Annotated in this window: 17 protein-coding genes; 11 read left to right on the forward strand and 6 right to left on the reverse strand. The window is 73.0% G+C overall.

Annotated features, from left to right (window positions below; genetic code table 11):
* Positions 1 to 36: 36 nt before the first annotated feature.
* The 4 genes from FH609_RS05515 to FH609_RS32080 all read right to left on the reverse strand — a co-directional run bounded on the left by FH609_RS05515 (position 37) and on the right by FH609_RS32080 (position 3,856).
* On the reverse strand, positions 37 to 873 hold the full coding sequence (locus FH609_RS05515; RefSeq protein WP_139666048.1) for a Scr1 family TA system antitoxin-like transcriptional regulator: 837 nt from the start codon (positions 871 to 873) through the stop codon (positions 37 to 39).
* Complete coding sequence (locus FH609_RS05520; protein WP_139666049.1) at positions 849 to 1,382, reverse strand: DUF6879 family protein; 534 nt, start codon at positions 1,380 to 1,382, stop codon at positions 849 to 851. The genes FH609_RS05515 and FH609_RS05520 overlap by 25 nt, the downstream gene beginning before the upstream one ends.
* Entirely contained in the window at positions 1,366 to 1,572 is a 207-nt protein-coding gene (locus FH609_RS31465; RefSeq protein WP_139666050.1) for a hypothetical protein, read from the reverse strand. Before FH609_RS31465 ends, FH609_RS05520 begins: the two co-directional genes overlap by 17 nt.
* Before the next feature lie 181 nt (positions 1,573 to 1,753).
* The gene (locus FH609_RS32080; RefSeq protein ID WP_264372750.1) at positions 1,754 to 3,856 is read right to left on the reverse strand and encodes a CDP-glycerol glycerophosphotransferase family protein; all 2,103 of its coding nucleotides are present in this window, start codon (positions 3,854 to 3,856) and stop codon (positions 1,754 to 1,756) included.
* Between the two features lie 533 nt (positions 3,857 to 4,389).
* On the opposite strand from FH609_RS32080, the gene proB reads away from it, so the two are divergent.
* The 5 genes from proB (at position 4,390) to FH609_RS05555 (ending at position 9,692) form a co-directional block, all read left to right on the forward strand.
* Entirely contained in the window at positions 4,390 to 5,508 is a 1,119-nt protein-coding gene (proB, locus tag FH609_RS05535; RefSeq protein ID WP_139666051.1) for a glutamate 5-kinase, read from the forward strand.
* A gap of 204 nt (positions 5,509 to 5,712) precedes the next feature.
* The gene (locus FH609_RS05540) at positions 5,713 to 6,165 is read left to right on the forward strand and encodes a hypothetical protein (RefSeq protein WP_226961422.1); all 453 of its coding nucleotides are present in this window, start codon (positions 5,713 to 5,715) and stop codon (positions 6,163 to 6,165) included.
* Positions 6,166 to 6,259: 94 nt separating this feature from the next.
* Positions 6,260 to 7,570, forward strand: a complete 1,311-nt coding sequence (locus FH609_RS05545; protein ID WP_139666052.1) for a glutamate-5-semialdehyde dehydrogenase — start codon at positions 6,260 to 6,262, stop codon at positions 7,568 to 7,570.
* A gap of 50 nt (positions 7,571 to 7,620) precedes the next feature.
* On the forward strand, positions 7,621 to 8,481 hold the full coding sequence (locus FH609_RS05550) for a hypothetical protein (protein WP_139666053.1): 861 nt from the start codon (positions 7,621 to 7,623) through the stop codon (positions 8,479 to 8,481).
* A 134-nt stretch (positions 8,482 to 8,615) separates the two neighbouring features.
* Entirely contained in the window at positions 8,616 to 9,692 is a 1,077-nt protein-coding gene (locus FH609_RS05555) for a hypothetical protein (RefSeq protein ID WP_139666054.1), read from the forward strand.
* 1,168 nt (positions 9,693 to 10,860) lie between these two features.
* On the opposite strand, the gene FH609_RS05560 is transcribed toward FH609_RS05555, so the two are convergent.
* Positions 10,861 to 12,111, reverse strand: coding sequence for a M48 family metallopeptidase (locus FH609_RS05560; protein ID WP_139666055.1), 1,251 nt, complete (start codon positions 12,109 to 12,111; stop codon positions 10,861 to 10,863).
* A gap of 137 nt (positions 12,112 to 12,248) precedes the next feature.
* Here FH609_RS05560 and FH609_RS30930 point away from each other — a divergent pair, with 137 nt between their 5' ends.
* From FH609_RS30930 to FH609_RS05585, 6 genes are all read left to right on the forward strand, one after another.
* Positions 12,249 to 12,422, forward strand: coding sequence for a hypothetical protein (locus FH609_RS30930; protein WP_158621489.1), 174 nt, complete (start codon positions 12,249 to 12,251; stop codon positions 12,420 to 12,422).
* A 10-nt stretch (positions 12,423 to 12,432) separates the two neighbouring features.
* Positions 12,433 to 13,056 (forward strand): nicotinate-nucleotide adenylyltransferase, encoded by a 624-nt coding sequence (gene nadD / locus FH609_RS05565; RefSeq protein WP_139666056.1) that lies wholly within the window; start codon positions 12,433 to 12,435, stop codon positions 13,054 to 13,056.
* Positions 13,057 to 13,077: 21 nt separating this feature from the next.
* Positions 13,078 to 15,021 (forward strand): LCP family protein, encoded by a 1,944-nt coding sequence (locus tag FH609_RS05570; RefSeq protein WP_226961423.1) that lies wholly within the window; start codon positions 13,078 to 13,080, stop codon positions 15,019 to 15,021.
* Between the two features lie 92 nt (positions 15,022 to 15,113).
* On the forward strand, positions 15,114 to 15,575 hold the full coding sequence (rsfS, locus tag FH609_RS05575; protein WP_139666058.1) for a ribosome silencing factor: 462 nt from the start codon (positions 15,114 to 15,116) through the stop codon (positions 15,573 to 15,575).
* Between the two features lie 20 nt (positions 15,576 to 15,595).
* Entirely contained in the window at positions 15,596 to 16,216 is a 621-nt protein-coding gene (locus tag FH609_RS05580) for a histidine phosphatase family protein (protein WP_193317792.1), read from the forward strand.
* Positions 16,217 to 16,430: 214 nt separating this feature from the next.
* Complete coding sequence (locus FH609_RS05585; RefSeq protein ID WP_139666060.1) at positions 16,431 to 17,546, forward strand: MerR family transcriptional regulator; 1,116 nt, start codon at positions 16,431 to 16,433, stop codon at positions 17,544 to 17,546.
* A gap of 7 nt (positions 17,547 to 17,553) precedes the next feature.
* On the opposite strand, the gene FH609_RS05590 is transcribed toward FH609_RS05585, so the two are convergent.
* Complete coding sequence (locus tag FH609_RS05590) at positions 17,554 to 18,432, reverse strand: helix-turn-helix transcriptional regulator (RefSeq protein ID WP_139666061.1); 879 nt, start codon at positions 18,430 to 18,432, stop codon at positions 17,554 to 17,556.
* Between the last annotated feature and the right edge of the window lie 64 nt (positions 18,433 to 18,496).

Below are 18,496 nucleotides of genomic sequence, written 5' to 3' on the forward strand. Positions count from 1 at the left end.
GAACTTTCTCCGACGATGCGCGTTGTCGGCTAAAGATCATCGACGGCAGTGCGCGGCCCAGGTCCGTAGACGTTCTCTGGCCTGTTCTCCGAAGAGCGCGTGTTCTTCGTATCTGGCGAAACGCTGAACAAGGTCCTGCACGTCCTGACCCGAGCGGAACACGATGGCGCCCAGGTCGAGTTCGGCGGTGGCCAGGGTGTCGTCGTAGATGGTGAACGTGTTCAGGGCGCCGGAGGTGAAGTGGACACCCATGGGGATCACGCCGATGCGGATGTTCGGTTGGTGGGTGAGGGATGCCAGGCGGTCGATCTGTATGGCCAGTTCGCCGGATGGGACAAGCGGATACCTGACGGCTTGCTCGGTCAGGATGAACGTGAAGTGCTTGGAACGATCGAACAGGACCCTCTGCCGGTCGAGCTTCATCGCCACGGCCTTCGCCCGCTGCTCCGGTGGAGCCTGGGCCAGGCTCGCACGGACGTACTCGGGCGTGGCCAAGAGTCCTGTGACCATGGAGAGAAGGAAGTAACGGAACGTCGTTGTCGACGCTTCGAGGCCCGCCAACTGCCCCTGCTTCTTGTCGATGCCCTTCCTTCGCAGGGTTCTGCCGTCCTGCCATTCCGTCTGGGCGATGCGCGCCAAGGCCATGACGTCGGCCGCCAGAGCGGGCGGGGCGTCAAGGCCCCGAAGGAGCTGTTCCACGTCGAGAAGTGACGGCCGGCTCTTGTTGCCCTCGATCCTGCTGATCTTGGATTGGGACATGTTGCAGCGCGCGGCGAGCCGGACCCCCGAGAGTCCGGCCTCTTCGCGGAGACGTCTGAGGATCGCCGCCAGTTCGCGACCGCTCTGGTCTAGCTTGTCAGGCTCGATGGCCACCGTTTCACGTACTCCCCGAACGGTGTCGACTCCGCGAGGGCGATGCGCTGGTACTCGATGTAGGGGGCGGGATCGCCCTCGTGGAGTTCACGGCCGATCTGCGTACCATCGTCGTCGTAGTGCATGAGGACAACTTCCGTGCGGTCGAACAACCAGAAGTCCGGGACCCCTTCGAGGGGGTTGGCGCGGTCCGTCACGTCGAGAATGCGGATATCGTCCCCTGCCAGGGAGTGGGCCTCGTAGTACATGAACTCGAAACGCAGATAGTCCGTCAGAGGCCGGGTGACGATGTGCACGCGCCCCTTCGTCCTTCCCTCGGCCCGGATTCTCCGTAGGCCCTCCGTATAGTTGGAGGAGTAGTTCTGAGGAGAGATTCGACGCCCGGCAAGGAAGTCGCGGATATCCCCGTCCTCGCTCGGAACTCGGTACCACGGAAGTGTTTCGAGCCTCCATGCCTCCTGACGGAAGTCCTGGACCCTGGCGATCCAGGCTTCACCATCCAAGAGCACGTACGGCCTCCCTCAGCACGCTTTCGGGGATCTCCACGAGCCCTTCTCCCTCGGGGGGACGGAAGGCGTGGGACACGTCGCCCTGAACGATGAAGGTGCCTCGCGCGGTCCGGTAAACGTTGGAACAGTCATCGTTGTTGCAGTTCCCGTTCCCGTTGCCGGTGATTCGGGTCAGTTCCTCATGCGTCATGGTTACGAGCCTTCTCGCTCCGGCCCAGGCAGGGCTCACTGATCTCGACGGTACGAGTCGGGGCGGCGACCCGTCTATGCGGGAACGCGACGATGCGCGTCATTGCATAAAGTGCCCTCGGCGAGCACGCCGGCCGGTGCTGCTCCCCGCTCCGCGCGCGCCGCGCGGCGGGCGTGCGCCGTCACTCCCGGAGCCCCGCAGGGCTCCCGCTCCCGCTGCGGGCGCGGCGCGCCGCCGCCCTGGCGCACAGCGCCGTCACCGCCCGCTGGAAGCGGACCTGGGACGGCGGCTCGGTCGGGCCCAGCAGGAAGGCCCGCAGCTCCTGGCGCGCGCCGGCCAGCCGGTCCCGGCGCGGGTCGACGACGGAGGCCAGCAGCTCGGGCAGCTCCGAGGCGTCGGGGCTGAGCACCGTCGCCGCCCTGACCGTCGGGTTGGCCGCGCGGAACTCCTTCGCGTCCAGCCCGCTGGTGTTGACCACCGCATAGGGCTTGGCGCTGGCCAGATAGTCGGCGACCACGCTGGAGACGTCGGTGACCAGCACGTCGGACTGGTTGTAGCAGCTGTAGAGGTCGGGGCGCTGCCCGGTCAGCACCAGGTGGCCCTCCGGGTCCTGCGCCGCCCAGAACGCCGCGCGCCAGGCGCGGGTGGCGGCGGCCACCGCCTCCGTGTGGCCCTCCTCCGGCGCGGACTGGCACATCATCCGCTCCATGTCGTCCGCGCCCGGCCGCCCGCCGCGCGCCGTCAGCTCCTCCAACCGCTCGGTGCGCCGGGCGAGTTCCCTGGTGGTCGTCGCGTCGTGCGGCGCGCGGGTCGCGGTCAGCGCGCCGCGTTCGGCGATGGGGCCCGCCGAGCGGCGCAGCAGCGCGCGGCGGGACGCGAGCGCGGGGGCGGGCGCGCCGGCGCGGGCGGCCCGGCGGGCCTCGGCCGCCTCGACCAGCGCCCGCAGCCGCCGGTCCGCCTCGCCGAACCGGGGGTCGACGGAGCCCGTCATCGGGTGCGGCTTGTAGAGCAGCCGCACCCTCGGGTCGGCCAGCAGCGCGGTGACCAGCTGCTCGCCGGCCAGCAGCACCGAGCTGTTGCCCGGGTCGGTGGTCCAGCCCTCCCAGGTCGGGGCGTAGAGCACGGTGATCGGCCCGTCGGCCGGCGGCGGCCCGGCGTACGGGTGGACCGGCGCCAGCTGCGGCCGGCCCACCTCCACCACGTCGCGGTCGTCGACGCCCACGTCGGCCAGCGCGTACCGTTCCCTGGCCGCCGGGCCGGCGACCCACACCTCGTCGTAGACCTTGGCGTACGGGTTGCAGCTGGAGAGCTTGTCGCTCTCGCCGTGGTTGACGAAGGCGTGCTTGATCGTGGGGATGCGCAACACCTGGGACGTCTTGGGCGCGTTGGCCGGGTGGATGAGGACCTTGAGCGTGGAGTGCTCCAGCAGCATCAGGTGCACCACCTTCGGCAGGCACACCACCGGCAGCTCGGTCGGCGCCAGCTGCTGCACCATGGGCCGCTCCCGCAGCACCACCATCGCGTTGCCCTCCAGCGCCGCGATGGCGCCCAACCACATGTTGGCCTGGTAGGCGGTGCCGCTGCCGCCGGAGAAGTAGAGGCCGACCTCGGGCCGGTAGGAGTCCAGCCAGCGTTGGAACCAGGCGATGACCTCCTCGGTGCCCGGCGGGCGCCTGCCCGGCAGCAGCCAGGTCGCCAGCCAGGCGGCGCAGCCGGCGAAGAGCAGCAGCGAGCAGCCGACGCCGAGCAGGCTCCAGGCGGCCTGCCCGGTGGCCACGGTGAGCAGCATCCCGACGGTGCCCGGCACCGCGAACAGCGGCATCCGCCGGTGCGCGCCGGTCAGCAGCCGGGGCGGGGCCGGGGACAGCCGCAGCCCCGAGGTGTCGATGTTGCGGGTGACCACCGGCAGGGTCCGTCTGCGGCGCACCAGCACCGCCAGCCCGCGCGTCAGGAAGTGCGCGCCATAGCTGGCCAGCAGCCCGGCGACCACCAGCAGCCGGACGGCCGTCGAGACCTCGGCCAGCTGCGCCAGGCCCAGCAGCACCAGCAGGTCACGCAGCAGCTGGCGCACCGTCTCGTCGCAGCGGACCCGGCCCAGCGGCACCAGCGGCGCCGGCCACCACTGCCGCAGCGCCAGGTCGAGGGCGAGCCCGGCGCCGCCGGCCACGCAGAGCAGCGGCGCGTTGGGGAGTTGGGCGCCCACCAGCTGGGCGCAGAGGAGCAGCAACAGCGCGCCCAGGGCGAGCCCTTGGGCGACGCGGGGCGACGACGGTCCAGCAGCCACGGGAAGTCAGCTCCGGTTCGGGCGTGGGGCGTTCGGGGCCGGGGCCCGCGAACGTGGTCGGGGGGAAACGGGGGTGCGCCTCGGCCGGCACGGGGCGGCCGGCGGGGCGGCCGACGAGGAGGCCGCGCGGAACGGCGGACGCCCCGGCGGGGCCCCGGCGGAAGGGCCAGGAGAACGCAAGTACCGCACGGAACGGCAGGGATCACCCGGGAAACGGTGGAATTCACCCTTGCGGGTGGCCGCGCCCGGTGTCGCCCGTTGAGACGGCGGGGCGCGCGGCGGTCACGTTGACATACATTGCATACGTCTCGGTCGGCGGACCGGCCGGGCGCCGGGGCGCTTCGGCGACCCGAAGTCCCAGGTCGCGCGGGGAGCCACGGCGGCCGAGCGGTTCGGGCCCGTGGTCTCCGACACGTCCCTAGACGCGGGGGCGCGCGGCCCTGGGTATCGCGCCCCAGGCGCGCGGGCCGGACGGCCAACGCGCACCCGCACGCGCGCTGGGACGGGAACTTGGACGCGAACAGGAAGGTGCCATGACAGCGGCACGGCAGGACGTCTCCGACGCCCGCAGGATCGTCGTCAAGATCGGCTCATCCTCGCTGACCACGGCGGCCGGCGGGCTGGACGCCGACCGGGTGGACGCACTGGTCGATGTGCTGGTGAAACAGGACGGGAGGCAGATCGTACTGGTTTCGTCGGGTGCGATCGCCGCCGGGCTCGCGCCGCTGGGCCTCAGCCAACGACCGCGTGACCTCGCCCGCCAGCAGGCCGCCGCCAGCGTCGGCCAGGGCCTGCTGCTGGCCCGCTACACCGCCTCGTTCGCCCGCTACGGCCGCCGCGTCGGCCAGGTGCTGCTCACCACCACCGACACCAGCCGCCGCGCGCACTACCGCAACGCCTACCGGACGTTGGACCAGCTCTTCGCCATGGGTGCCGTGCCGGTGGTCAACGAGAACGACACGGTGGCGACGGACGAGATCAGGTTCGGCGACAACGACCGGCTGGCCGCCCTCGTCGCCCACCTGGTGCGGGCCGACCTGCTGGTGCTGCTCTCCGACGTCGACGGGCTCTACGACGGCGACCCGTCCCGCCCGAACAGCCGCCGGATCGGCGAGGTCACCGGGCCTGCCGACCTCGCCGGCGTCGAGCTGGGCCGCGCGGGCCGGGCCGGCGTCGGCACCGGCGGGATGGTCACCAAGGTGGAGGCCGCCGGCATCGCCACCGAGGCCGGCATCCCCGTGGTGCTGACGGCGGCCAGCCAGGTCGCCGACGCCCTGGCCGGCGCCGCCACCGGCACCTACTTCCGCCCCACCGGGCGCCGCGCCACCGGCCGGCTGCTGTGGCTGGCGCACGCCTCGGTGCCGCGCGGCGCCGTGGTCCTGGACGCCGGCGCCGTGCTGGCCGTCACCGAGCGCGGCGGCTCGCTGCTGCCGGCCGGAATCGTCGACGTCCAGGGCGAGTTCGTGGCCGGCGAACCCATCGAGCTGCGCGACGAGGCGGGCCGCGCCATCGCCCGTGGGCTGGTGAACTTCGACGCCAAGGAGCTGCCGCTGCTGCTCGGCCGTTCCACCAGGGAACTGGCGCGCGAGTTGGGCCCCGACTACGAAAGAGAGGTCGTTCATCGCGATGACCTGGTGCTGTTGCGGGCATAAGTCATCCTGAGGGGGCCGCACACGGCGGGCTTGCCGAGCCGGTGCCGGATCTGTGAAAGACCAGCCTTTCCACCGAAGGTTCGGGGAAAAGCGCCCGGCCGCGCCGGTGAGCTGGTCCACTCGTGCGTGGTGCCCAGCCGGCACCCGAACTTCACACGCAAGCGACGACCATGCCCGGAACAGCACCATGTCAGGAGGCTGTCGGTGAGACGACTGGCCAGCGTCGAAGGAGGCCGGCCGGCCCGCGAGCGGGACAGTCCCGCCCAGGCGGAGCGAGCACGGGGGACCACCGAGGCACCCGAAGGCGAGGAACAGCACGCGCGGCTGTGGCACATCACCCTGAGCGTCGCCGGGCGGGCCCAGCCGCTGCCCGACGTGCGGCGCGCCCTGGAGCGGCTGGCGGACGACCACCCGTTCCTGCTGACCAGCCGCTACGCCGAGGACCACGCGGAGATCAGGTACTGGGAGGAGGCCAGGGACCTGCACGACGCGGCGGCCCTGGCGCTGCGGCTGTGGGGCGAGCACCGGCGCACCGCCAAGCTGCCGGCCTGGGAGATCGTCGGGCTTGAGGTCATCGGCCGGGAGACGTACCAGCAGCGGATCTCCGAGGGCTACGGCCCGCCGCCGGCCCACCCGGTGGGGGTGCACCCCTTCTGAGGTTCTGAGTGCTTCTGCGGCCGGGCGGTTCGGTGCGGTCCGGTGCGGTCGCCGGGCTCCTCGGTTGTCGGTGCCGGCCGCTAGGCTTCCTGGCATGAGCAGCTCCGCGCCCTCCACCACGACCGACGCCGTTTCCTCGTCCGTGACCTCGCCCGTCATCGCCACCGCCCGCCGCGCCCGCGCGGCGGCGGCGGACCTCGCGCCGCTGCCGCGCACCGCGCGGGACGCGGCGCTGGCCGCCGTCGCCGACGCGCTGGAGGCGCGGTCGGCCGAGGTGATCGAGGCCAACGCCGAGGACGTCGCGCGCGCCAGGGCCAACGGCACGCCGGACGCCATCGTGGACCGGCTGACCCTCACCGAGCGGCGGATCGCCGCGATCGCCGCCGACGTGCGGGACGTGATCGCGCTGCCCGACCCGGTGGGCGAGGTGGTGCGCGGCTCGACGCTCCCCAACGGCCTCGAACTCCGCCAGGTCCGCGTCCCGTTGGGCGTGGTCGGCATCATCTACGAGGCCAGGCCCAACGTCACGGTCGACGCGGCGGCGCTCTGCCTGAAGTCGGGCAACGCGGTGCTGCTGCGCGGCTCGTCCTCCGCCTACGCGTCCAACACGGCGCTGGTGTCCGTCCTGCGGGACGCGGTGGCCGGCGCCGGGCTGCCGGCGGACGCGGTGCAGCTGGTGCCGGGCGAGAGCCGGGAGTCGGTGCGCGAGCTGATGACCGCGCGCGGCCTGGTGGACGTGCTGATCCCGCGCGGCGGCGCCTCGTTGATCCAGACCGTGGTCGCCGAGTCCACGGTCCCGGTGATCGAGACCGGCACGGGCAACTGCCATGTCTATGTGGACGCGGCGGCCGACCTGGAGATGGCCGTGGAGATCCTGGTCAACTCCAAGGCCCAGCGGCCCAGCGTGTGCAACGCGGCCGAGACGGTCCTGGTGCACGAGGCGATCGCCGACCGCTTCCTGCCGAGGGCGCTGGCCGCGCTGACCTCGGCCGGGGTGACGGTGCACGGCGACGAGTCCTGGCGGAAGGCCGGGGCCGAGGCGGGCGTCGAGGTGCCGGCGGCCACCGACGAGGACTGGGCGGTCGAGTACCTCAGCTACGACATCGCCGCCGCCGTGGTGCCGGACCTGGACGCGGCCGTGGCGCACATCCGCCGCTGGACCTCCGGGCACACGGAGGCGATCGTCACCTCGGACACGGCGGCCGCGCGCCGCTTCGTCTCCCGGATGGACTCGGCCGCGGTGATGGTCAACGCCTCGACCCGCTTCACCGACGGCGGCCAGTTCGGCTTCGGCGCCGAGATCGGCATCTCCACGCAGAAGTTGCACGCCCGGGGCCCGATGGGGCTGCCGGAGCTGACCTCGACGACCTATGTGGTGACGGGAGATGGTCACACCCGGGGGTGAATTCCCGTCGGGCCTCCCTAAGCCGCGCTCTTCCGCCTACGCTGGGAGACGTGCCGGACGACGTGGGAGGCCCGCCGTTCCCGGACGGTGAGGGGCCCGACAGCCAGGACTCGGGTGCGGCGGACGAGGACTTCCCCGCCGTGGTGCTCGACGAGGACTTCGTGTCCGCTGCCCAGATCCACGAGCCCAGCGCGGCGGAACGGGCCCGCACCGCCGCAGCCGGCCGGGCCGACGCGGAGGGCCCGGCGTTCTACCGCGACCCGGACCTCGACCCGGGCGGGCTCGGCGGCCGTTCGTCGGGCGGCCGGTTCGACGAGGCGGACCAGGACGCGACGGACCTGGACGGCGTCGATCTGGACGGCGTTGACCTGGACGAGTTCGACCGCCGCGATCCCCAGGGCAGGCTGGACGAGTTGGCCGGTCCCGACCGACTGGACGACCTCGACGGCCTCGACGACCTCGACGGGTTGGGCGCCCTGGGCGGGATGGACGATCCCGACGACGCGGACGACGAGGGCCGGTTCGACCGCTCCGACTACACCCGCTACCTCACCGAACCCGTGGAGATCTGGGAGCCGCCCGAGCGGTCCGTGCGGCCCGGGTCCTCGGGCGCCGGCGCGCGGCGGCCAGGGCCGGGCGCCGGGGCGTCCGCGCCGGGGGAGCGCCGCCCGGCCCGCCGCCCGATGCGCTGGCAGCGCCCGATGGCCTGCCTGTTGGCCATGGTGATGAGCCTCAGCGTCATCGCGCTGACCCTGATAGCGATCCAGCGCGCCAACTCCACCCGCGAGCAGCACCCGGCCCCGCCGCCGCCCGCGAGCCACCCGGACGAGGACGCCACCCAGGCCCTCGCCGAGCAGGCCGAGCCGTTGGTTGACCGGGTGGTCGAGCCGGCGGCGGACGACGGCCGATGACCGCCGCCGCACGGTCGCACCGGCCCGGCGTCGCGCCCCAACACGCGCCCCGCACCCCGTTCTTGACCACCGGACGGACAAAGTTCCGGCGGCGGGGGCTTTTGACACCCCCACCGGCGACTTAGGCTGGAGAGGTGGCCGGGAGAGCTGACCCTCCCGAAGGAGGCCAGAGTGGCGCTCCGGGTGCGGGGGACGAGGAGTACCGATCGATCGTCTTCGACGACTCGTTCGTCCAGGCTGCCCGCCTCCAGGAGTACTCGGCGGAGCAGCGGCTGGTCGATCACACCGTCGCCGTCCGCGACCGGGAGCCCGAACAGCCCTTGGGCATCGGCCGCACGGTGCCCAAGCAGGGCCTGGCGCTGGCCATGATCATCCTGTTGGCGTTCGCCGCCGCGATCTATCTGGGCGCCAACAACCCCTACCAGTCCCCGCGTTCGCTGGCCGCCGGCCGGCCGGCCGGCGCCACGGTGGCGCTGGTGCCGGACGGCGCGGTGCCCGGCGAGGTCGACGTCGAGGTGCTCTTCGGCACCGGCCCGGTGCGGGAGTTCGGCGTCGGCTCCGGCGGCCTGGAGCTGCCCGACCCGCGCTCCACCGCGCACTTCTCCCGCGAGCAGGTGCTGACCGCGCTCACCCTCGCCAAGGAGTATCTGACCGCCAGCGCGCTCAACCCGGACGTGCTGGTCGGCGGCTCCCTCGCCGAGGTGCGGCAGCTGCTGGGCGCCGAGCAGCAGGGGCAGTTCGACGTGGCGATGGAGGGCGAGGCCGGCCCGTCCTGGGCCACGGACTGGCTGGTGCGCTTCGACCGGGGACGGGTCGAGATGGCCGACCCGCACGTGCGGGTCAGCGGCGTCTTCACGTTCACCGAGGCGACGGAGGACGTGCTGGAGATAGCCGGCCACCATGTTTTCGTCTACGCCCTGCGCTCCCCGGACTCGATGGGCGCGCCCGCCTCGCTCTTCGGGGTGCGGCGCGAGGTGCGGTTCCAGTTCGGCAAGGAGGAGCTGCGGGACCGCAACGTGGTGCTGCGGCAGGTGGACACGCTGGCCGGGCCGATGGCCTGCGAGGCCGACCCGGCCGACGCCTTCGACCCGCTGCTGGCCGGGGAGTCCGCGCCCCAGCGGGTGGTCACCGGCATCGACCCCCTCGCCCCGGAACACGAACGCCCGGTGCTCTGCGCGGCCCTCACCCCCGGCCAGCTCAACGCGTCCTAGGGTTTTTCCTCCGGATCTTCCTGGATCAGTGGTGGGTGGGTGGGTGGGTGCGGGTGGGGTGGGTGGTGCGGGGTTTGTCTGCGGGCCGGTGGCCGGTGCGGGGCAGCCCGACTGGTCGTTTCGTTAGTCGACGAGACTCTGCGGTGTGGTGGAGGCTCTGGCGCGGACCACGACGCCTGGCCTAGATGGCGCACGATCGGCCGGGTGCGGGCGTAACGAATGCCGGCGGGAGGCTGGCTGGGAAGGGGGGCGCGGCTTCCGGGAGGTGGAGTTCGTTGCCGCCAGGGTGATCGGGAGTGCGGTGCGTGCCCTCCGGGCGCGGGGACTGCGGCTTGTTCGAGGGACGGCCGGCGGCTGGGGGCGTGCGTAGCGCGCACCGGCTTCGCCGGCCTGCCCCGGCATGTCGCCCGTCTCGAAGTGTTGCGGAGCGTCGGGCTTATCGAGGGGACGGTGGCGGTCCACTGATGGGCAGGCGGTAGGTGATGGGTTCGGTCAACGACCACGCTGCCGCGCGAACATCGCCTGCCGGTGGGGTAGTCCGCGCCTTGTCGGCTTCCGGGCAGGGGGGTGGGGGCCTCTTTCTGTAGGTGCCCGTCTAGAGTTGAACGATCTGTTCACTTCCAAACGGGCACCTAGAAAAAAGGTCCCCCACCCCCCGCGCCCGCCCTCGGAAGTCGACGGCCCGCGGACTACCAAGACGGCAGGCGATGTTCGCGCGGCAGCGTGGTCATTAAGCGAACACCCCACCCACCACAGCCCTCAACGACCAACCTGCACCGGCCCCGTGAGTCGCCCGACGATCGGTCACATCCGAGACGGGCGACATGCCGGGGCAGGCCGGCGAAGCCGGTGCGCGCTACGCACGCCCCCAGCCGCCGGCCGGCCCCCGAACTCGGCGCGGTCCCTGCGCCCGTGGGGCACGGTCGCCATTCTCGACCACCCCTGGCGGCAACGAACTCCACCTCCCGGAAGCCGCGCCCCCCTTCCCAGCCAGCCTCCTGCCGGTATTCGTTACGCCCGCACCCGGCCGATCGTGCGCCATCTAGGCCCGGCGTCGTGGCCCGCGCCAGAGCCCCAACCCCTCACAGCGCGTCTCGTCGAGGGACGGCGACCAGTCGGGCTGCCCCGCACCGGCCACCGGCCCGCAGACAAACCCCGCACCCATCCTCTAGCGGCCGCCGCTCCCGTTCCCGCCGCTCCCGTTCCCGCCGCTCCCGCCGCCGTTGCTCCCGCCGCCGGCTTCACCGTCGCCGGTGCCCGCGTCCTGGGGGCCGCCCGGCCTGCGGCCCGTCGCGAAGTCCCGCAGCCGGCCGCCGAGATCGCTGGCGCCGCCCGCGACATCGTTGACCAGCCGCATCAACGGGTCCTTGCTGGTGCGCACGGTCCGCGCGTAGTGGCCGGCCGACTCGCGCATCGACGCGCTGACCGAGGCGTTGCCATCCTCGTCCCGGCGCGGGTAGTGGCCGGTCATCAGCCGCTGGTAGTCCCTGGTCCGCGACCAGTCGTGCAGCTCGGCGGCGCGCACGGCGGCGAACGGGTGGGTGCGCGGCAGCACGTTGAGGATCTTCAGCACCGAGTCCCGCAGGTCGCCGCCCGCCTCGTACTCCCTGGCCTGCGCCAGGAACGCCTCGACGTTCATGTCGTGCAGGTGGTTGCCGCCGGCCAGCTTCATCAGGCCGCGCATCGACGCCTCGGGGTCCTGGCCGACCAGCAACCCGGCGCGGTCGGCGGAGAGTTCGGACTTGCGGAACCACTCGCGCAGCGCGGTGACGATCGCCATGATCGCCACGTTGCCCAGCGGAATCCAGGCCACCCGGACGGCCAGGTTGGTCAGGAAGAGCAGCAGCGTGCGGTAGACCGCGTGGCCGGAGAGCGCGTGGCCCACCTCGTGGCCTATGACGGCCCGCATCTCCCGCTCGTCGTCGAGGAGTTCGACCAGCCCGGTGGTCAGCACGATGATCGGCTGGTCGAGGCCGATGCACATCGCGTTGGGCTTGGGGTCCTGCGAGACATACAGCGGCGGGACGCGCTCCACGTCCAGGATGGCGCAGGCGTCCAGCAGCATCTCGTGGAGGTGCGCGAACTGCCGGTCGTCCACCCGCACCGAGTCGGAGAGGAACAGCAGCCGCAGGCTGCGCTCCGGAAGCATTCCGCTCAGCGCCTTGAACACCGTGTCAAAACCGGTCAGTTTGCGAAGCGCCACCAACGCCGAACGGTCGGCGGGGTGTTCGTAGGCCCGCGAGGAGATGCCGGGGAACCGGCGGCGCCCGTCGTCCGGCCGCTCCCGGAGCGCCTCGGTCGCCTCGACCCCCGACGCGTCCCGCTCCACCGCCTCGCCCTCGCCGTCCGGCCGGCGCGTCCCGTCCGCCCCGTCCGCCCCGTCCGTCCCGTCGGCGTTGTCAGCCGTGTTGTCCGACATGTCGACCCCCTCCGTCGTGATGCGGCCCTGAACCCCACCCTGAACCGCACGGACGGGTGGGGGCAAGAGGCTGCCGCCCCCGCCTCCGCTTACCATGACCCTACGTCCCAGCGTCCCGTTCCCGGATAGGCCGTCGCATGACCCAGTTCACCGCTCTGACCGCCGACAGCTCCGTCGTCGAGACCCTGCTGCCGCTCGCCTCCGAGGAGGGCGCGCACGACAGCCTGAACGCCTACGCCATCGGCGGAGGTGCCCTGGCCGGCCTGCTGTTGCTGCTCTGGATCACCACCCGGCTCAACCGCGACCGCTAGGGTTCGCTCCATGCGAGACCGGATAGCCGACGGCAAGCGGCGCCTGGGGGTGATGGGCGGCACCTTCGACCCCATCCACCACGGGCACCTCGTCGCGGCCAGCGAGGTGGCCGCGCGGTTCGACCTGGACGAGGTCGTCTTCGTCCCGACCGGGCAGCCGTGGCAGAAGGGGCACCGCTCGGTGTCGCCGCCCGAGGACCGCTACCTCATGACGGTCATCGCCACCGCGTCCAACCCGCAGTTCTCGGTCAGCAGGATCGACATCGACCGGGGCGGGAAGACGTACACCATCGACACGCTGCGCGAGTTGCGTGCCGAGTACGAGAACGCCGACCTCTTCTTCATCACCGGGGCCGACGCGCTCGCCCAGATCCTGGGCTGGCGCGACGCCGGCGAACTGTTCTCGCTCGCGCACTTCATCGGCGTGACCAGGCCCGGCCATGTGCTGGCCGACCCGGGCCTGCCGCAGGGCGGCGTCTCGCTGATCGAGGTGCCGGCCCTGGCCATCTCCTCAACGGACTGCCGGGCCCGGGTGGCCCGTGGCGATCCCGTCTGGTATCTGGTGCCGGACGGCGTGGTGCGCTACATCAACAAGCGCGCCCTCTACCGGGACCCGCCGCAACCCACCCGCTGAACGGACCGAAGGGCGGCACTGGTGAACGACCGACAGCAGCCGTACGGGCAGATCTACGGCTATGACGCGTACGGGCGCCCGCTCTACCAGCCCCCGCAGGACCCGAACGGCGCCCCGGCCGACCCCGTTGCCCCGCCCGCCCCGCCTGCCCCGCCCGCCCCCGAGCACCGGGACGGCTACGGCGGCTACGGCTACCCGGCGGAGGGGTACGGGAACGAGAACGCGGGCGGCGGATACGGCAACGTCGGATACCAGGACCAGAACCAGGGCCAGGGCTACCAGGGGCAGCCGTCGTACCCGGACCAGGGCTTTCCGCAGCAGGGCTACCAGGACCAGGGGTACGCCGGCGCCGACTACCGGGGGCAGGGCTACCCGGGGCAGGGCTATCCGGGACCGGAGACCTACGGCGGGCAGCAGCCGGCCGGCTACCAGGGCTGGGACCCGTACGGCACCGACACCGGCGGCCAGCCGCCCGTGCCCCCGACGCCGGGCCCCGCCGGCCGTCCGGTCCACCCCGACCCGTCCAGCCAGGGTTACGGCTACCCGCAGGACACCAGCCAGGACACCGGGCCCCAGCCGCCCGTCGTCGAGGACGCCGCCGGCTGGGACACCGGGCAGCAGGCCCCCGTCGCCGGCGCGCCGAGCGCCCCGCCGGCCGCCGCCGAGCCGCGCACGCCGACCGTTCCCGCGCAGCGCCGGCCCTCGCCCGATGAGGGCTACCAGACCGAGCAGTTCTCCTTCGTCGAGGAACAGGACGAGGAGTCCGAGGACGTCATCGACTGGCTGAAGTTCAGCGAGAGCCGGACCGAGCGCCGCGAGGAGGCGAAGCGACGCGGCCGCAACCGGCGTCGGCTGCTGGTCGTCACCCTCGTGCTGGCGCTGCTCGGCGGCGTGGGCTTCCTGTGGTCGACGGACCGGCTCCCGTTCCTGCCCGGCGGCGAGGACGACGCCGCCGCCGAGGCGGGTGCCGAGGCGCGGGACGTGATCGTGGTCCACCTGTGGCCGGTGGAGTCCGAGGAGACCACCACCGCGCTGCTGGTCGCCAACGAGTCCGCCGGCACCGGCACCACGCTGCTGCTGCCCAACGAGCTGTCCGTCACCCCGGACGGCGGCACCACCACGCTGGGACAGGCCGTCGCCGACGAGTCGGCCGGCTCGGTCCGGGAGGCGCTGGGCGCCCTGCTCGGCGCGGAGATCAAGGGCACCTGGCGGCTGAACACCCCCTCGTTGGCGAACCTGGTCGACCTGGTCAGCGGGATCACCGTCACCACCGACGTCGAGGTGCCAGGCGAGGGGGAGGACGAGGGGCCGCTCGTCGAGCTGGGCGAGAACGTGCCGCTCAACGGGCAGGCCGCCGTGGCGTACGCCACCCACCGGGCGGACGACGAGCCGCAGGCGGCGCAGCTGGCCCGCTTCGGCCAGGTGATGGAGGCGGTCCTGGACCGGCTGCCGGCCACCGAGTCCACGGCCGTCACCGCGATGGAGAACCTCCGTCAGATCCACGATCCGTCGCTCTCCGAGCAGGAGTTGGGCGCCAGCCTGGCCACCCTCGCCGGCTACGCGCAGTCCGACGAGTACACGACCACCCCGCTGCCCGTCGAGGAGGACGGCACGATCAGCGACGAGACCGCCGACGGCCTGGTCGACGAGGTGCTGGGCGGCTCCGTCAGCAACGCGTCGCCCGGCGGCGCGGTCCGCTTCGGGATCAGGGACGCCACCGGCACCGAGGGGCTGGGGGAGGCGGCCAGGATCACGCTGGTCAACGGCGGGATGACGGTGATCGACAACCGGGTCGTGGCCGAGCCGGCCGCCGAGTCCAGCGTGCTGTACTCGGTCCCCGACCACCGCGAGACCGCCCTCGACGCCGCCAGGACCCTGGGCCTGCCCGAGGAGGCGGTCACGGAGGGCGACGGCCCGGGCACCGCCGATGTGACCATCGTGCTGGGGCAGGACTATGGGCCGTGACTGTCAGTGCGGCATGAGACCCTGGGTTCGGTTCGGGTGGCGACGCTCGGGCCCGATGTGAACGAGCCGAATCCAAGGAGACTGCCGCAGCTGTGACCGCCACGGACCGCGCCACCGAGCTGGTCAGGGCCGCCGCCCAGGCCGCCGCCGACAAGCTGGCGCACGACATCATCGCCTATGACGTCAGCGACGTGCTGGCCATCACCGACGCCTTCCTGCTGGCGTCCGCGCCCAACGACCGGCAGGTCAGGGCCATCGTGGACGGCATCGAGGAGGGGCTGCGCGCGCTGGACGCCAAGCCGGTGCGCCGCGAGGGCGAGCGGGACGGCCGCTGGGTCCTCCTGGACTACGTGGACATCGTGGTGCATGTGCAGCACTCCGAGGAGCGGGTCTTCTACGCCCTGGAGCGGCTGTGGAAGGACTGCCCGGAGATCCCGCTGCCCGAGGACGCGGTGGCGACGCGCGGCCGGGCCGCCGAGGCCGGGGCCTCGGACGCGGACGCCGGGGAGCCCGAGGCGGGGGGAGCCGAGGCGGCGGGCGGTGAGTCCTTCTGAGCGCCCGGGGCGGCCGGCGGATCGTGCTGTGGCGGCACGGCCAGACGGCGTGGAACCTGGAGTCCCGCTTCCAGGGCACCACCGACATCGAGCTGACGGACGTCGGGGTCGCCCAGGCCAGGCGGGCGGCGAAGCTGCTGGCGCGGCTCGGTCCGGACGCGGTGCTCTCCTCCGACCTGAAGCGCACCACCGCCACCGCCGCCGAGCTGGCGGCCGTCACCGGACTGCCGGTCACGTATGACGCGGCGCTGCGGGAGTCGTTCGCCGGTGACTGGCAGGGGCTCACCCACGCGGAGATCGAGGCCAGGTTCGGCGACCAGTACGCGGCGTGGAAGCGCGGCGAGCCGGTGCGCCGGGGCGGCGGCGAGCTGGAGACGGAGGTCGCCGACCGGGCCGCCCCGGTCGTCGAGCGCGCGGTGGAGAAGCTCCCGCCCGACGGGCTGCTGGTCGTCGTCAGCCATGGCGGCACGATCCGCACCACCATCGGGCGGCTGCTGGGCCTGGCGCCCGGCAGCTGGGAGGCGCTCGGCAGCGTCTCCAACTGCTGCTGGTCCGTCCTCGGCCAGGGGGTGCGCGGCTGGCGGCTGTTGGAGCACAACGCGGGCTCCCTCCCGGAGCCCGTCATCGGCGACGACGTCTGAGGCGACGATGTCCGAGACGGCGACGTCCGAGACGGCGACGTCCGAGACGGCGACGTCCGAGACGGCGACGTCCGAGACGGCGACGTCCGAGACGACGTTCGCGTGCCCGCGACCGGACGTGCACGCCGCAGGACGGTTCACGTGGCCGGGCGCCGGCGCGCGTTGACGCCCCGCGCTTGACCCTCACGTCACGTGATGCCGCACCGTGGACGCCGTGAAGGAACACCTGACCGTGGGGCGCGTCGCCGAGTTGGCCGGCGTGAGCGTCCGCACCCTGCACCACTACGACGAGATCGGCCTCGCCCGCCCCTCCGCGCGGAGCGCGGCCGGGTACCGGGTCTACTCGGCCGCCGACGTGGAGCGCCTGCGGGAGGTGCTCGCCTACCGGCGGCTGGGCTTCGGCCTGCGCGAGATCGCCGACCTCGTCGACGACCCGGACACCGACGCCGTCGCCCACCTGCACCGGCTGCGCCGCCTGCTGCTGGAGCAGCGCGACCGCGCGGCCGCCACGGTGACGGCCATCGACGCCGAGCTGGCGGCACGGGCGAGGGGCATCCACACCACATCGGAGGAGCAACTGATGGTGTTCGGCGCGCGGTTGTACGAGTCCATCGGGTCCGCCTACCCGGCGACGCGGCGCACCGAGCCGCGCATCGCCGCCCAGGTCCTCGCGGCGCTGGGCGACGCGCGGACCGTGCTCAACGTCGGGGCCGGCACCGGCTCCTACGAGCCACGGGACCGCGACGTCATCGCCGTCGAGCCGTCGGCCGCGATGCGCGCCCAGCGCCCGCCGGACGCGGCGCCGTGCGTGGCGGCGAGCGCGGAGCGACTGCCGTTCGCCGACGGCTCGTTCGACCCCGCGATGGCGTTCAGCACCCTGCACCACTGGGACGACCCGGTGGCCGGGCTGCGCGAGATGCGGCGGGTGGCCCGGCGCGTGGTGGTGTTCACGCACGACACCAGCGAAGCCGGCTGGCGCCACCGGTTCTGGCTCAGCCGCGACTATCTGCCCGAGGTCGCCGGGCTCGTCGCCGGCCGGCCGCCGGTGGACGAGCTGGCCCGCGCGATCGGGGCGCGGATGGAGCCGGTGCTTGTCCCGTGGGACTGCGCTGACGGCTTCTTCGAGGCCTACTGGCGCCGGCCCGCGGCCTATCTGGAGGAGCCCGTCCGCCGCGCGGTGTCGGTGTGGAGCCGGGTCGGGCCCGAGGCCGAACGGCGGGCCGTCGACGCGCTCGACGCCGACCTCGCCTCGGGCCGGTGGGCCGAGCGCAACCGTGACCTCGTCGACCTGGAGGCGGCCGAACTCGGCCTGCGCCTGCTGATCGCCTGACGGCGCGTCAGGGCGTCGGCTCCCGGGTGTCGGGCGGCGCCGCCGGAATTCGGCCCTCGCCGGCCCGTCCGACCAGCAGGCGGGTCTCCTCGTCGTCCGGCAGATAGATCACCATCCGGGTGTCCGGCATCCCGTGGACGCTCAGCGACTCCGAGCGCATCCGCAGGGTGGCGCCCGAGAAGTGCCGGAAGTGCTTCACCCTCGGCCCGGGCGGCACCACGTCCCCGCTCGCCCACATCGCGGCGAACTCCGGGCTGACCGCCGCCAGTTCGCGAATGAACTCCTCCCAGAACGGCTCCCCAATGTGCGCCCCGTAGCCGGAGCGGAACGTCGCCACCATCGTCCGCAGCTCGTCCTCGCGCATCACCACCGGGCACAGCTCGGGCTGGACGGTGAACATCGTCGCCATCACGTTCCGCCCCGCCATGCGCGGCTCGCTGTCCACGCTGAACAGCTCCGCATAGCGGGCGTTGTGCCCCAGCACGTCGAAGCGCTGGTTGTAGACCACGGCGGGCAGCGGGTCCAGCGCGTCCAGGATCAGCTGCACGGAGCGGCCGACCACCTCGACGCCGGCCGCCGTTCCCACCTCGGGCTGGGGCGGCACCTCGGCCAGCCGGAACAGGTGTTCCCGCTCGGCCGCGTCCAGCCGCAGGGTCCGGGCGACCGCGCGCAGCACCTGCGGGCTGGCGTTGATCGGCCGGCCCTGCTCCAGCCACGTGTACCAGGTCACCCCGACCCCGGAGAGCTGCGCGACCTCCTCCCGGCGCAGGCCCGGCGTGCGCCGGCGCAGTCCTGGCGCCATGCCCACGTCCGCCGGGCTGATGCGGGCGCGCCTGGCCCGCAGGAAGGCCGCCAGTTCCGTTCTGCGCCGGGTCGTCGCCGTCATGGTCGCCACCCCTCCAGCCTCTCCCCGTCGGGCACCGGTTGCCAGGTGCTGCCGGTACCAGTAT

Origin of the sequence: Streptomyces sp. 3MP-14 (assembly GCF_006334905.2) — a bacterium.
Taxonomy (GTDB): domain Bacteria; phylum Actinomycetota; class Actinomycetes; order Streptomycetales; family Streptomycetaceae; genus Streptomyces; species Streptomyces triticirhizae.

Excerpts from the sequence above, each read along its gene's own strand:
- FH609_RS31465 (WP_139666050.1), bottom strand. The coding sequence starts at position 1,572 with ATGACGCATGAGGAACTGACCCGAATCACCGGCAACGGGAACGGGAAC.
- proB (WP_139666051.1), top strand. The coding sequence starts at position 4,390 with ATGACAGCGGCACGGCAGGACGTCTCCGACGCCCGCAGGATCGTCGTC.
- FH609_RS05545 (WP_139666052.1), top strand. The coding sequence starts at position 6,260 with ATGAGCAGCTCCGCGCCCTCCACCACGACCGACGCCGTTTCCTCGTCC.
- FH609_RS05560 (WP_139666055.1), bottom strand. The coding sequence starts at position 12,111 with ATGTCGGACAACACGGCTGACAACGCCGACGGGACGGACGGGGCGGAC.
- FH609_RS30930 (WP_158621489.1), top strand. The coding sequence starts at position 12,249 with ATGACCCAGTTCACCGCTCTGACCGCCGACAGCTCCGTCGTCGAGACC.
- nadD (WP_139666056.1), top strand. The coding sequence starts at position 12,433 with ATGCGAGACCGGATAGCCGACGGCAAGCGGCGCCTGGGGGTGATGGGC.
- FH609_RS05590 (WP_139666061.1), bottom strand. The coding sequence starts at position 18,432 with ATGACGGCGACGACCCGGCGCAGAACGGAACTGGCGGCCTTCCTGCGG.